13 protein-coding genes are annotated in these 13,424 nt (G+C 73.7%); 11 read left to right on the forward strand and 2 right to left on the reverse strand.

The genetic code is table 11. The features are described 5' to 3' along the window. The first annotated feature begins 27 nt into the window (after positions 1 to 27). The 6 genes from BLU55_RS00695 (at position 28) to BLU55_RS00720 (ending at position 6,812) form a co-directional block, all read left to right on the forward strand. Entirely contained in the window at positions 28 to 972 is a 945-nt protein-coding gene (locus tag BLU55_RS00695) for an EamA family transporter (protein ID WP_231916986.1), read from the forward strand. 67 nt (positions 973 to 1,039) lie between these two features. Next, positions 1,040 to 2,011 (forward strand): quinone oxidoreductase family protein, encoded by a 972-nt coding sequence (locus BLU55_RS00700; protein ID WP_091725115.1) that lies wholly within the window; start codon positions 1,040 to 1,042, stop codon positions 2,009 to 2,011. Positions 2,012 to 2,085: 74 nt separating this feature from the next. After that, a complete protein-coding gene (locus tag BLU55_RS00705) occupies positions 2,086 to 4,473 on the forward strand; it encodes an FdhF/YdeP family oxidoreductase (RefSeq protein WP_231916987.1) in 2,388 nt (795 codons plus the stop codon). After that, on the forward strand, positions 4,473 to 4,895 hold the full coding sequence (locus tag BLU55_RS00710) for an HIT family protein (RefSeq protein WP_091725117.1): 423 nt from the start codon (positions 4,473 to 4,475) through the stop codon (positions 4,893 to 4,895). The genes BLU55_RS00705 and BLU55_RS00710 overlap by 1 nt, the downstream gene beginning before the upstream one ends. 48 nt (positions 4,896 to 4,943) lie before the next feature. After that, entirely contained in the window at positions 4,944 to 5,702 is a 759-nt protein-coding gene (gene fabG / locus BLU55_RS00715; RefSeq protein WP_091725119.1) for a 3-oxoacyl-ACP reductase FabG, read from the forward strand. Positions 5,703 to 5,786: 84 nt separating this feature from the next. Next, a complete protein-coding gene (locus BLU55_RS00720) occupies positions 5,787 to 6,812 on the forward strand; it encodes a DUF3048 domain-containing protein (RefSeq protein WP_157682651.1) in 1,026 nt (341 codons plus the stop codon). A 6-nt stretch (positions 6,813 to 6,818) separates the two neighbouring features. On the opposite strand, the gene BLU55_RS00725 is transcribed toward BLU55_RS00720, so the two are convergent. Beyond that, a complete protein-coding gene (locus BLU55_RS00725) occupies positions 6,819 to 7,454 on the reverse strand; it encodes a TetR/AcrR family transcriptional regulator (RefSeq protein WP_091725122.1) in 636 nt (211 codons plus the stop codon). A 147-nt stretch (positions 7,455 to 7,601) separates the two neighbouring features. Here BLU55_RS00725 and BLU55_RS00730 point away from each other — a divergent pair, with 147 nt between their 5' ends. The 5 genes from BLU55_RS00730 to BLU55_RS00750 all read left to right on the forward strand — a co-directional run bounded on the left by BLU55_RS00730 (position 7,602) and on the right by BLU55_RS00750 (position 12,077). After that, on the forward strand, positions 7,602 to 8,096 hold the full coding sequence (locus tag BLU55_RS00730; protein ID WP_091725124.1) for a hypothetical protein: 495 nt from the start codon (positions 7,602 to 7,604) through the stop codon (positions 8,094 to 8,096). A 13-nt stretch (positions 8,097 to 8,109) separates the two neighbouring features. Then, positions 8,110 to 8,418, forward strand: coding sequence for a DUF3039 domain-containing protein (locus tag BLU55_RS00735; protein WP_091725126.1), 309 nt, complete (start codon positions 8,110 to 8,112; stop codon positions 8,416 to 8,418). Continuing rightward, on the forward strand, positions 8,415 to 9,386 hold the full coding sequence (locus tag BLU55_RS19810; protein ID WP_091725127.1) for a zinc metalloprotease: 972 nt from the start codon (positions 8,415 to 8,417) through the stop codon (positions 9,384 to 9,386). The genes BLU55_RS00735 and BLU55_RS19810 overlap by 4 nt, the downstream gene beginning before the upstream one ends. Further along, on the forward strand, positions 9,383 to 11,188 hold the full coding sequence (locus BLU55_RS00745; protein WP_172833837.1) for a DEAD/DEAH box helicase: 1,806 nt from the start codon (positions 9,383 to 9,385) through the stop codon (positions 11,186 to 11,188). Before BLU55_RS19810 ends, BLU55_RS00745 begins: the two co-directional genes overlap by 4 nt. Before the next feature lie 187 nt (positions 11,189 to 11,375). Further along, a complete protein-coding gene (locus BLU55_RS00750; protein ID WP_157682652.1) occupies positions 11,376 to 12,077 on the forward strand; it encodes an RDD family protein in 702 nt (233 codons plus the stop codon). Between the two features lie 264 nt (positions 12,078 to 12,341). Here the strand turns inward: BLU55_RS00750 and BLU55_RS00755 are convergent, their stop codons facing one another. Continuing rightward, positions 12,342 to 13,361 (reverse strand): 1-aminocyclopropane-1-carboxylate deaminase, encoded by a 1,020-nt coding sequence (locus tag BLU55_RS00755; protein ID WP_091725131.1) that lies wholly within the window; start codon positions 13,359 to 13,361, stop codon positions 12,342 to 12,344. Positions 13,362 to 13,424: the final 63 nt, after the last annotated feature.

Raw genomic sequence — 13,424 nt, forward strand, 5'->3', positions numbered from 1 at the left:
ACGGTCACCAGGTCGTTGACTGGACCCGTGAGCGCGACCACCCACCCCGTCACCGATCCGACCGGCACGACCGGCCCGACCGGCCCCGGCCCCTCCGCCGCCCGGCAGGGCGCGCTGCTGGCCTGCGCCTCGATGCTGTGCGTGCAGCTCGGCCTGGCCGTCTCGGTCGGGCTGATCGACCGCATCGGCACCGACGGCGCGGCCTTCCTGCGGCTGTCCTGGGCCGGGGTGCTGCTGCTCGTCGTGGGCCGTCCCTGGCGGGTGCGCTGGACCCGCGACGCGGTCGCGGCCTGCGTGGCGCTGGGCGTGGTGACCGCGACGGTGACGCTGCTCTTCATGGAGGCCGTCGCGCGGCTGCCGCTCGGCACCGCCAGCGCTCTGGAGTTCCTCGGCCCGCTCGGGGTCGCCGTGCTGCGCGGGCGGGGGACCGGCCGCTGGGTCTGGCCGCTGCTCGCGGGGGCCGGGGTGCTGCTGCTCACCGAGCCGTGGGACGGCCGGGCCGACCCGGTGGGCGTGGCCTTCGCGCTGGGCGCGGCGTGCTGCTGGGCGGCGTACATCCTGCTCACCCAGCGGGTCGGCGACCAGGTGGCCGGTCTGTCCGGGCTGGCGATCTCGATGCCCGTCGCGGGCCTGGTCGCCGCGGCCGTCGCCGGCCCCGCGACGCTCCCGCAGCTGACCCCCGAGCTGTGGCTGGTCGGCCTGGGCCTGGCGCTGCTGCTGCCCGTCGTGCCCTTCAGCCTGGAGCTGGTGGCGCTGCGCCGGCTGCACGCCGCGGCGTTCGGGACGCTGATGAGCCTCGAGCCGGCCTTCGCGCTGCTGGTCGGCCTGGTGCTGCTCGGCCAGGTGCCGACGGGCCTGGCGGTGCTGGGGATCGGCTTCGTGGTCGCCGCCGGCGTCGGGGCGGCCCGCACCGGTGAGAGGGACGGTCCCGCCGCCGAGGTCGAGCAGCCCGCTCCGCACGCCGTCGGCTGACCCGGGCGGAACATCCGCCGGGGCGGCGGCCTTGCACCGGGGAGACCCCGGACCCCGAGGAGCACCCGTGACCGCCGCCAACGTCCCTGCCACCACCACCGCCGTCGTCGCCACCGCCTACGGCGGGCCCGAGGTCCTCGAGCTGGTCGAGGTCGAGGTGCCCGTGCCCGGGCCGGGCGAGGTCACCGTCGAGGTGCGCGCCGCGGGGATCAACCCGGTCGACGCCAAGAACGTCGGCGGGACGATGGGCGCCGACCCGGCCTCCCTGCCGCTGAGGGTCGGTCTCGAGGTCGCCGGCGTGGTCACGGCCGCGGGCGAGGGCGCGACCGGCCCCGCAGGTCCCGTGGAGGTGGGCGACGAGGTGATCGGCTACCCCGTCAGCGGCGGGTACGCCGGCGCGGTGACCGTCCCCGCGACCTCGGTGTTCCCCAAGCCGGCCGGCCTGGGCTTCGAGGCGGCCGCGGGCCTGTCGCTGACCGGCGTCACGGCGTACCACCTGCTCGAGGCGACGGGCGTCACCGGCGCCGACACCGTGCTGGTCCACGGCGTCGCCGGCGGCGTCGGCCTCACCACCGCCCAGCTGGCGCTCGAGCGCGGGGCCACGGTGGTCGGCACCGCCCGGCCCGACCGCCACGACGACCTGCGGGCCCGCGGCGTCGTGCCGGTGGCGTACGGCGCGGGGCTGGCCGACCGGGTCCGCGAGGCCGCTCCCGAGGGGATCGACGTCGCCCTCGACACGGTCGGCACCGACGAGGCCGTCGACGTCTCGCTCGAGCTCGTGACCGACCGGCGGCGGATCGCGACGGTGGCGGCCTTCGGTCGCGCGCTGGACGACGGCGTCCAGCTGCTCGGCAGCGGGCCCGGTGCCGACCCGGGCACCGAGATCCGCAGCCGTGGCCGGCTGGTGCTGACCGACCTGGTCGAGCGCGGTGCCCTCGAGGTCGTGGTGGCGCGCACCTTCCCGCTCGCCGAGGTGGCGGCCGCCACCGCGCTGGTGACCGACGGTCACGCCGGCGGCAAGGTCGTGCTGGTGCCCTGAGCGGGGCCCGCCGTCGACCACGCGGCACGCACCCCGCGCCGATTGCCCGAGGTTCGCGGGGGTACAAAGGCCCCATGGTGCTGCGACGCAAGGCCCCCATGGCCGACATCGACGAGAACAACCTCAAGGTCGGCCACCGCAAGAAGGCGGCGGCGGGCGTGCCGGCCGTGGCGGTGTCCATGAAGCGCTCGCTGGAGCAGATGGGTCCCTACCGGACGGCCCGGACGCTGCTCAAGCTCAACCAGGCCGACGGCTTCGACTGCCAGGGCTGCGCCTGGCCCGACCCCGACCCCGAGCACCGCCACGCCGCGGAGTTCTGCGAGAACGGCGCCAAGGCCGTGGCCGAGGAGGCCACCAAGCGCACCGTGTCCCACGAGTTCTTCGCCGAGAACAGCCTCGCCGACCTCTCCGGCCGCACCGACTACTGGCTGGGCCACCAGGGCCGCCTCGTGCACCCGGTGGTCAAGCGCAGCGGCGGCACCCACTACGAGCCGATCTCGTGGGAGGACGCCTTCGCCCTGGTCGGCGACAAGCTGCGCAGCCTGGCGAGCCCCGACGAGGCGATCTTCTACACCTCCGGCAAGGTCTCCAACGAGGCGGCGTACGTCTACCAGCTGTTCTCCCGGACCTACGGCACCAACAACCTCCCCGACTGCTCCAACATGTGCCACGAGTCGACCTCGGTCGCGCTCGCCGAGACGATCGGCATCGGCAAGGGCTCGGTCAGCCTGGACGACGTCCACCACGCCGAGCTGATCATCATCAGCGGCCAGAACCCCGGCACCAACCACCCGCGCATGCTCAGCGCGCTGGAGATCGCCAAGCAGAACGGCGCCAAGATCCTCGCGATCAACCCGCTGCCCGAGGCCGGCCTGTTCCGCTTCGACAACCCGCAGACGCCGCGCGGCGTCAGCGGCATCGGCACCGGCCTGGCCGACATGTTCCTGCCGATCCGCATCAACGGCGACCTCGCCCTGTGGCAGGGCGTCGCGGCGGTGCTGCTCGAGGCCGAGGAGCGCCAGGGCGGCGTGCTGGACCGCGACTTCATCGAGAGCTCGACCGTGGGCTTCGACGCCTGGGCCGCCGAGCTGAAGAACCTCGACTGGACCGAGGTCGAGCGGGCCACCGGCCTGACGCAGGCGCAGGTCCGCGAGGCCGCGCAGATGCTCATCGACTCCGACGCGACCGTGCACTGCTGGGCCATGGGCATCACCCAGCACCGCAACTCCGTCGGCACCATCAAGGAGATCGTCAACGTCTCCCTCATGCAGGGCAACATCGGCAAGCCCGGCGCCGGCCTGTGCCCCGTGCGCGGCCACTCCAACGTGCAGGGCGACCGCACCATGGGCATCTGGGAGAAGGTCCCCGACCACTTCCTCGACGCCCTGGCCGCCCACCACGGCATCGACCCGCCCCGTGAGCACGGCCTCGACACCGTCGACTCCATCCGGGCGCTGCGCGACGGCAAGGCCAAGGTCTTCATGGGCCTCGGCGGCAACTTCGTGCAGGCGGCGCCCGACACGGTCGTCACCGAGTCGGCGATGCAGCAGGCCGAGCTGACGGTGCAGGTCTCGACCAAGCTCAACCGCTCCCACGTCACCTGCGGCGACGTGGCGCTGATCCTCCCGCCCCTGGGTCGCAGCGAGCAGGACCGCACCGGCGGTCGCGACCAGCGCGTCACGGTCGAGGACTCGATGTCGGCCGTGCACGCCTCCCGCGGGCCGCTCAAGCCGGCCGCCCCCACGCTGCGCTCCGAGGTCGACATCCTGTGCTCGATCGCCGAGGCGACGCTGGGCACCGACGGCCCGGTCCCGTGGAGCAGCTACCGCGCCGACTACACCGAGATCCGCAGGGCCATCTCGGTCGTGGTGCCCGGCTGCGCGGCGTACGACGAGAAGGTCGACCAGCCCGGCGGCTTCGTGCTGCCGCACCCGCCGCGCGACACCCGCACCTTCCCGACCGAGCCCGGCAAGGCGGTCTTCAGCGTGGTGCCGATGAGCGTGCTCCAGCAGCCCGAGGGTCGGCTGCTGCTGCAGACCATGCGCAGCCACGACCAGTTCAACACCACCATCTACGGCCTCTCGGACCGCTACCGCGGCATCTCCGACGGCCGCCGCGTGGTCTTCCTGCACCCCGACGACATCACCGAGTCGCCGTGGCAGGAGGGCGACCTGGTCGACCTGGTCAGCGAGTGGGAGGACGGCACCGAGCGCCGCGCGTCGTCGTTCCGGATCGTCTCCTACGCCACCCCGAAGGGCTGCGCCGCGGCGTACTACCCCGAGACCAACCCGCTGATCCCGCTCGACTCCACCGCCGAGGCCAGCAACACCCCGACCTCGAAGGGCATCGTGATCCGGCTCGAGCCCAACACCGCCGGCCACGACGCCTCCGAGGGCAACGGCGACGCGGTCGGCTCCGACGAGGGCCACAAGTCCGACGTGGAGCCCGAGCAGCTCAGCTGATGACGACGGCCACCTCCTGCCTCTTCTGCCGGATCGCGGCGGGGGAGGAGGAGGCGTCGGTCGCGTGGGCCGACGACGACCTCGTCGCCTTCCTCGACGTCCGCCCGCTGTTCAAGGGGCACGTGCTGCTGGTGCCCCGCGAGCACGTCGAGACCCTGCCCGAGCTGCCCGACCGGCTGCGCGAGCCGTTCCTGGCAGCCGTCCAGCGGCTGGCGACCGCGATGGTCGAGGGCCTGGGCGCCCAGGGCAGCTTCGTGGCGATGAACAACACGGTCTCCCAGTCGGTCCCGCACCTGCACTGCCACGTGGTGCCACGCACGAGGGGCGACGGCCTGCGGGGCTTCTTCTGGCCCCGCACGACGTACGCCGACCGCGACGACCGGGACGCCTGGGCGGCCCGCATCGCCGCCGCACTAGAGTGACCACTCGGTAACAACAGCCGAGAAGGACTTCGAGGAAGGACGGACCAGATGGGTCGTTTCGACGGACGGGTGGCCATCGTCACCGGCGCAGCGCGCGGCATCGGGGCGGCCATCGCCCGCCGCTTCGCCGAGGAGGGCGCCGCGGTCGCGGTCCTCGACCTCGACGAGCAGCAGGCCGCTGCCACCGCCGCGGAGCTCGGTGGCACGGCCCCGGCGATCGGCATCGGCGCCAACGTCTCGGACGGCGCCTCGGTCGAGGCCGCGGTCGCCCGCGTGGTCGAGGAGCTGGGCAGCGTCCACATCCTCGTCAACAACGCCGGCATCACCCGCGACAACCTGCTGTTCAAGATGAGCGAGGACGACTGGGACTCGGTCATGGGGGTGCACCTCAAGGGCGCCTTCCTCATGAGCAAGGCCGTCCAGAAGAGCTTCGTGGACCAGAAGTACGGCAAGATCGTCGGCCTCTCGAGCGTCTCGGCCAACGGCAACCGCGGCCAGGCCAACTACTCCGCCGCCAAGGCCGGCGTGCAGGGGTTCACCCGCACCCTGGCCCTGGAGCTGGGCAAGTTCGGCGTCAACGTCAACGCCGTCGCGCCGGGCTTCATCGCGACCGAGATGACCGACGACACCGCGCGCCGCGTCGGCATGAGCGTCGAGGACTTCCGCGCTGCCGCTGCCGACCGCAACCCGGTCAAGCGGGTGGGCTTCCCGGAGGACATCGCCGCCGCCGTGGCGTTCCTGTGCAGCGACGAGGCGTCCTACATCACCGGCCAGACCCTGTACGTCGACGGTGGCGCCAAGATCTGAATCTCGTGTGAACCACTGCTGAATGCTCGAGGACACGGCGGGCCCTGCGTCGATCGCAGGGCCCGCTCCGTCATGCTGGCGCCCATGACCCGCCCGACGCGTCCTCGTGCGCTCGCCGCCTCCCTGCTCGCCGCCGGTCTGCTGGCCACGGCCGCGTGCGCGGGCGGGGGCGGGGACGCGCCGACCGCGACCGGCACCCCCGACTCCCAGCCGATCCAGGGCGGGACCACGCTGGCCGCGCTGTGGCCCCTGACCGGACGCAAGGTGACCACGGCCACCCCGGACCGCCCGGTCCTGGTGGCCAAGATCGACAACTCGTCCAGCAGCGAGCCGCAGGTCGGCCTGTCCTCGGCCGACCTGGTGACCGAGGAGCTCGTCGAGGGCGGCGAGACCCGGCTGGCGGCCTTCTTCTACCAGCGCGTGCCCCCGGTGGTGGGCCCGGTGCGCTCGATGCGCGCCACCGACATCGGCATCGTGATGCCGGCCCACGCGACCATCGTGGCCAGCGGCGCCGCCCCGCCGACCCTGCTGCGGCTCAAGCAGAACGGCATCAGCTTCTACGACGAGGAGACCGACCCGGGCTACTACCGCGACAGCGCCCGGCGGATGCCCTACAACCTGATGGTGCGGCTGCCGGAGCTGATCCGGTCGATCGACGACGACCCCGTCGTACCGCCCAGCTACCTGCCGTGGGGGAGCCGGTCCGGCTTCACCGGCGCCTCGAAGGCACGCACGGTCGACGCGGTCTTCAGCGACGAGCACACCACGTCGTGGCGCTACGAGAAGGGTCGCTACGTCAACGACAACAGCCACGCCGCCGAGGGCGACCGGTTCGTGCCGGACAACCTGCTCGTGCTGCGCGTCGAGGTGGGCGACGCGGGCTACCTCGACCCCGCGGGCAACCCGGTGCCGGAGACGATCTACCAGGGCAAGGGCGACGCCCTGCTGTTCCACGGGGGCGAGCTGGTGCGCGGGACCTGGAGCAAGCTGTCCCGCGCGACCCCGCTCAAGCTGCGCACCGCCGCCGGTCGGCTGGAGGTGCCGGCCGGGCGCACCTGGATCGAGCTGGTGCCGCGCGACGCCGACGGGGGCCGGGTCGACGTCGGCTGACCCGGCTCAGCCGGGGTCGGTGAGCGCGATGCCCTGGTCGGACAGCGCGCGGAGCCCGGTGAGGATGAACCCGATCGCGGCCTCGATGCGACGCACGGCGGCCGCGGGGTCGCTGGCGGTGGTGACGCTCTCCCCGGCGGCCGAGATCGCCCCGAAGAAGATCTGGCTGAAGGTCTGGCGCATCGCGTCGTCGAGCTCGTCGGTCGAGGCCTCGAGCACCGTCACGACCACGTCGTGCACCAGCGCGAAGCTGGTGCGCTCCTCCTGCTCGCGGAAGCGCTCGTAGCCCAGGATCGCGGGTCCGTCCTGGATCACCACCCGCTGGTAGGTCGGCTCCTGCACCACCGCGAGGAACGCCCGCAGACCGGTGAGCGCCTTCTCCCACGGGTCCTCGACCCCGGCCATGTCGTCGCGGATGCGGCGCGTCGCGTCGTGCTCGACCCGGGTGAAGACCGCCTCGAAGAGGGCCTGCTTGCCGCTAAAGTGGTGGTAGAGCGCGCCCTTGGTGACCTCGGCCCCGGTGACGACGGCGTCGAGGCTGGTGCCGCGGTAGCCGTGCTCGGCGAACTCCCGGGTGGCGACCTCGACGAGCTGGCGCTTGGTCGAGGCCGAGAAGCGCTGGCGCAGCGAGGCAGGGGGCACCTGTGGATCCTAGGTGCCGCGCGTCCCGGGTCGGTCTCCCGCGTGTGGGTGACGTCACCCGTCCGTCCCCGGGGAAGTCGCGGCGACGGGGTACATACTCGGAGTACGTACTCCTGGTATGTGAACCGTCACAGAAAGGTGACGCCCATGAGCTTCCCCCGTCCATCCCGCGCCGAGACCCTGCGCACCGTGGTGGCCACGCTCGACCGACGCGTCGACGGCACCGTCCCGCACGACGTCCCGGGCCTGCGCGACGCCTTCCCCGACGACCTCGACCTGGTCGGCGTGCTGCTGCTGCGGTGGAGCGCCCGGCTGACCGGCGCGCTCGACCGCTCGCTCTCGCGCCCCACCGCCGACCGCCGGGCCGCGGTCTGCGAGGCGTGGTCGCAGACGGCCGAGCAGCTGCCCGGCGTGCGCCGCCTCCTGGACGACCTGCTGGCCGACCCGACGACCGGGGACGCGCTGCGCGACATGCTGCTGCGGGCCCGCGACATCGAGCGCCGCCGGCTCACCGAGGCGGCCGGGCTGGCCGACCAGGACCGCGGACAGGCGCTGGAGACCGGTCGTCGCCTGGAGCAGGCGGCGCGCTCGCAGGTCAGGCCCCGGCTCGCCGATCGGCTCCGCTCCCTGCTGCCCGCGTAGGTAGAATGCCTCGGTGAGCACTCCCCACCAGACCGGCTTCGGCACCGGTGTCCTCGAGGACACCATCGTCGAGGAGCGCACGCAGCCGACCGACAACGGCGACCACGAGCGGTTCTCGCACTACGTGCCGAAGGACAAGCTCATGGAGGCCATGGTCAACGGCACCCCGGTCATCGCCCTGTGCGGCAAGGTGTGGGTGCCCAGCCGCGACCCGCAGCGCTTCCCCGTCTGCCCCTCCTGCAAGGAGATCTGGGAGACCATGAGCGGTGGCGGGGACGGCGACGGAGCCGGCAACGGGGACCGCGCCGGCGGAGGCGAGTGAGCCTCGTGCTGACCCGACTGCTGCCCCTCGCGCTGGGGGCCGTGCTGGCGGTGCCGCTGCTGGCGGCCCCGAGCCAGGCCGCGGCCCCGGTCACCGCCGTGCCCTGCGCGGGCCCCGCGACCGCCGCCACCGCGTCGTCCCGGGTCCCGTCCTGGCGCTCGCGCGGGTCCGACACGCCGGTCGTGGGCGCCGCCGACCTGGCCGCGCTGCGGCCGGTCGAGACGTCGCGCCGCGTGCTGCGGGCCGAGGTGGAGCCGGTGCTGCCCGACGTGGTGACCATCCCGGTCCACGCCCACGTCATCACCGGCACCCACCGCGGCGAGCGCACGGCGCTCAGCGCCGCCCGGGTGGCCCAGGTCGTGGCCACGCTCAACGAGGGCTACGCCGGCGCCCAGAGCGCCGACGGCTCGAGCACCCGCTACGCCTTCACGCTGGCCTCGAGCAACACCCGCCGCTCCGACGCGTGGTTCCACGCGGCGCCGGGCAGCCTGCGCGACGAGCGGATGCGCCGGGCGCTGCACCGCGGTCGCTCGGCCTCGCTCAACCTCTACTTCACCGGCGGCGGCCGGCCGGGCCAGCAGCTGCTCGGCTGGGCCCGCTTCCCCTGGCAGTACGCCGCCCGCCCGGCGCAGGACGGCGTCACCATCAACGTCGACTCGCTCCCCGGCGGGCGGGCCGACGGCTACAACCTCGGTGACACCGTCATCCACGAGGTCGGCCACTGGCTGGGCCTGCTGCACCCCTTCCAGGGCGGCTGCAAGGGCGGTGACCTGGTCTCCGACACCCCGGCCGAGGCCGAGCCCAGCTACGAGTGCGAGATCGGCCGCGACACCTGCAAGGCCAGGGGCCTCGACCCCGTCACCAACTTCATGGACTACTCCTACGACTCCTGCATGGACCAGTTCACCCCGGGACAGGTGGCGCGCATGGACGCCGCGTTCCTCGAGTACCGCTACGTGGCCCCTTGACCGACGCGTCCCTCCCGGCCCAGATCGACCTGTCGCCGGCGTACCCCGGTCGCGCGGCCTGGGGCACGGCTCCCAGCCTGCGCGCGTGGCAGACCGCTGCCCTGCAGACCTACGCCGAGCGCAGCCCCCGCGACTTCCTCGCCGTGGCGACCCCCGGCGCCGGCAAGACGACCTTCGCGCTGACGGTGGCCAACCAGCTGCTCGAGCGCCGCGTCGTCGAGCGGGTGATCGTGGTGGCGCCGACCGAGCACCTCAAGACCCAGTGGGCCGAGGCCGCCGCCCGGGTCGGCATCCCGCTCGACCCCCACTACTCGGCCAAGTCGCGCAGCAGCGGCGACTTCGTGGGCGTCGCGCTGACGTACGCCGGCGTCGCGGCCAACCCGTTGGCCCACCGGATCCGCACCGAGCGCTTCAACACCCTGGTCATCCTCGACGAGGTCCACCACGCCGGCGACGCCATGTCGTGGGGCGAGGCCGTCCGGGAGGCCTTCGAGCCGGCCCGGCGACGGCTGGCGCTGACCGGCACGCCGTTCCGCTCCGACATCAACCCGATCCCGTTCGTGAGCTACGCCCCCGACGAGGACGGCATCCCGCGCTCGGTGGCCGACTACACCTACGGCTACGCCCGCGCGCTGGCCGACCACGTCGTGCGCCCGGTGCTCTTCATGGCCTACAGCGGCGCGATGCAGTGGCGCACCCGGGCGGGCGACGAGGTCGCGGCCCGGTTGGGGGAGCCGCTGACCAAGGACCTGACGGCCCAGGCGCTGCGCACCGCGCTCGACCCGGGCGGCTCCTGGATGCCCGCGGTGCTGCAGGCCGCCGACCGCCGGCTCTCCGAGGTCCGGCGCCACGTGCCCGACGCGGGCGGGCTCGTGATCGCCACCGACCAGACCGCGGCCCGCGCCTACGCGCGGCTGCTGACCGAGATCACGGGCGAGAAACCGACCGTCGTGCTCTCCGACGAGAAGGCCGGGTCGAAGAAGATCGCCGCCTTCACCGAGGACGGCTCGCGCTGGATGGTCGCGGTCCGGATGGTCTCCGAGGGCGTCGACGTGCCGCGGCTGGCCGTCGGCGTCTACGCCACCACCACCTCCACGCCGCTGTTCTTCGCCCAGGCGGTGGGCCGCTTCGTGCGCGCCCGCAAGCGCGGCGAGACCGCCTCGATCTTCCTGCCGTCGGTGCCGCTGCTGCTCGGCCACGCCTCGGCCATGGAGGTGGAGCGCGACCACGTGCTCGGCAAGAAGATCACCGACGAGGACGACATCTTCGCCGCCGAGGACGAGCTCCTCGCGCGCGCCAACGAGAGCGAGTCGGCCAGCGCCGAGGAGCTCGGCGTCTTCACCGCGATGGGCTCCGAGGCCCGCTTCGACCGGGTGCTCTACGACGGCGGCGAGTTCGGCCACGAGGGCGAGGTGCACGTCGGCTCCGAGGAGGAGATGGACTTCCTCGGCATCCCCGGGCTGCTCGAGGCCGACCAGGTGCGCGACCTGCTCCGCCACCGGCAGAGCGAGCGGGCGCGGCGGCGTACGCCCTCGGGGGGTGCGGGGTCCGCCCCGGGCACGTCCGAGCCCGCCCCCCGACCGGCCGCCGAGATCTCCACCCACGAGCAGCTGACCGTGATGCGCCGCGAGCTCAACGGCCTGGTCTCCGCGTGGTTCCACCGCACCGGCCAGGCCCACGGCATCACCCACTCGACGCTGCGCAAGCAGTGCGGCGGCCCACCCGCCGCCGCTGCCACCGTCGAGCAGCTCGGCGCCCGGATCGAGAAGATCCGGGAGTGGGCGAGCCGGGACCGCACGTGACGCGGAGCTGTTGCTCCTGGACGACCGCGACACGCCGTGCCCGGGGTCGACGCCACCGCACCGGAGGGCGGTACGCCGCGGGGCGGTGCCCGGGTGCCGGTGCTGGCGTCCCGGTGCTGGTGGGCCGGCGGTCGCGGTCTCCGGGGAAACGCCCGCGTCGGCACGACGGTGCTGCCACCCTGGCCCCGTGAGCGAGACCGCGCCCGGCTGGTACCCCGACCCCGACCCCCGCTCCGGCGGCACCTCCACCCTGCGGTGGTGGGACGGCCGGCAGTGGACCGGGCACCTCGCACCGGGAGGTGGCGCGGCGTACGGCTCGGCCGGGCCGGACGGCGTGAAGCGCACCCCCGACGGCGAGGAGCTCGCCGGGTGGGGCCGTCGCCTCGCGGCGCTGGTCCTCGACGGGCTGGTCACGGGGCTGGTGGGGTACGCCCTGGCGTTCCCGTTCGTGCGGCAGGTGCTCGCCTACTACGCCGAGACGTTCCGGGCCTCGTTCGAGGCCGCCGAGAGCGGTGCGCCGGTCCGGCAGCCCAACGGCTTCGAGATGTACGCCGACCTCGCCGGCCCCCTCGCGGGCATCGCCCTGGTCACCCTGGCGGTGGCGATCGTCTACCACGCGTCGTTCCTGCGCTGGCGCGGCGCGACCCCCGGCAAGCTGCTCCTCGGGATGCGGGTCCGGCTGCGCGAGGCCCCCGGCCGGCTCGGGTGGTCGACGATCGCCAAGCGGCTCGGCGTCCAGCTCGGCCCGCAGGCCCTCACCGCCGTCCCGTTCCTGGGCTCCGTCGCCGGCCTCCTGCCGCTCCTCGACGGCCTCTGGCCACTGTGGGACCCCCGCGGCCAGGCGCTGCACGACAAGGCGGCCGGCACCAACGTGGTGCGGGTGCGCTGAGGGCGGGTCGCGCGGGGCTGCGTCCGTGGGGTGCCGGGGTGCGTCGCGCGGTGTGGTCACCCAGCGCGGGGATGCGTCATGCGATGTGGTCACCCAGCGTCGGGATGCGTCATGCGCACCGGTCGCCGGGGCAGCCACCTCGTACGACGCTCGGCGGGAGGTCATGCGCACCGGTCGCCAGGACGACCACCCCGCATGACGTCCCGGTGGCGGGGGTGCTCGGACGACCACCTCGCATGACGCCCCGCACCCCGCTGCACTGCCCTACGCGAACACCCCGGAGTACGCGTTCAGCGCCGGTTGGCCCCCGAGGTGGGCGTAGAGGACCGTCGAGTCGGGGGAGATGTCGCCGGAGGTGACGAGGTCGACGAGGCCGGCCATCGACTTCCCCTCGTAGACCGGGTCGATGATCATGCCCTCGAGCCGGCCGCTGAGGCGGATGGCGTCGACGGTGGACTCGACGGGGATGCCGTACAGGTCGCCGGCCCAGCCCTCCAGCACGGTGATCTCGTCGTCGCGCAGGTCGCGGCCGAGCTCGATCAGCTCGGCGGTGTGGCGGGCGATCCGGGCGACCTGGGCGCGGGTCTTGTCCAGGGTCGCGGAGGCGTCGATGCCGATCACGCGGCGCGTGCGGCCGGTGAGGTCCTCGAGGGCCGCGAAGCCGGCGATCATGCCGGCGTGGGTCGAGCCGGTGACGGTGCAGACCACGATGGTGTCGAAGAAGACGTCGAGCTGCTGCTCCTGCTCGGCCACCTCGAAGGCCCAGTTGGCGAACCCGAGGCCGCCGAGGCGGTGCTCCGAGGCGCCGGCCGGGATGGCGTACGGCGTGCCGCCGGCCTCCTCGACCTCCCGCAGCGCGTCCTCCCACGACTGCCGGATGCCGATGTCGAAGCCGCTGTCGTCGAGTCGGACGTCGGCCCCCATGATCCGCGAGAGCAGGATGTTGCCGACGGACGCGTTGACGGGGTCGTCCCAGTCGACCCACTTCTCCTGGACCAGCCGGCAGCCGAGGCCGAGCCTGGCGGCGACCGCGGCGACCTGGCGGGTGTGGTTGGACTGGTAGCCGCCGATCGAGACCAGCGTGTCCGCGCCGGAGGCCAGCACGTCGGGGACGATGTACTCCAGCTTGCGGGTCTTGTTGCCGCCGAAGGCCAGCCCCGAGCTGACGTCCTCGCGCTTGGCCCAGATCGAGGCGCCGCCGAGGTGGGCGGTCAGCCGCTCCAGCGGGTGCACCGGGCTGGGGCCGAAGGTCAGCGGGTAGCGGGGGAACTCGTGCAGCTTCATCGGGATCTCCTGGGACGGGGTGACGGGTGGCGGGTGGGCGTGGGTGGATCGCGGCCGGGCGGG

The organism is Nocardioides scoriae, from assembly GCF_900104965.1.
Lineage (GTDB): Bacteria > Actinomycetota > Actinomycetes > Propionibacteriales > Nocardioidaceae > Marmoricola > Marmoricola scoriae.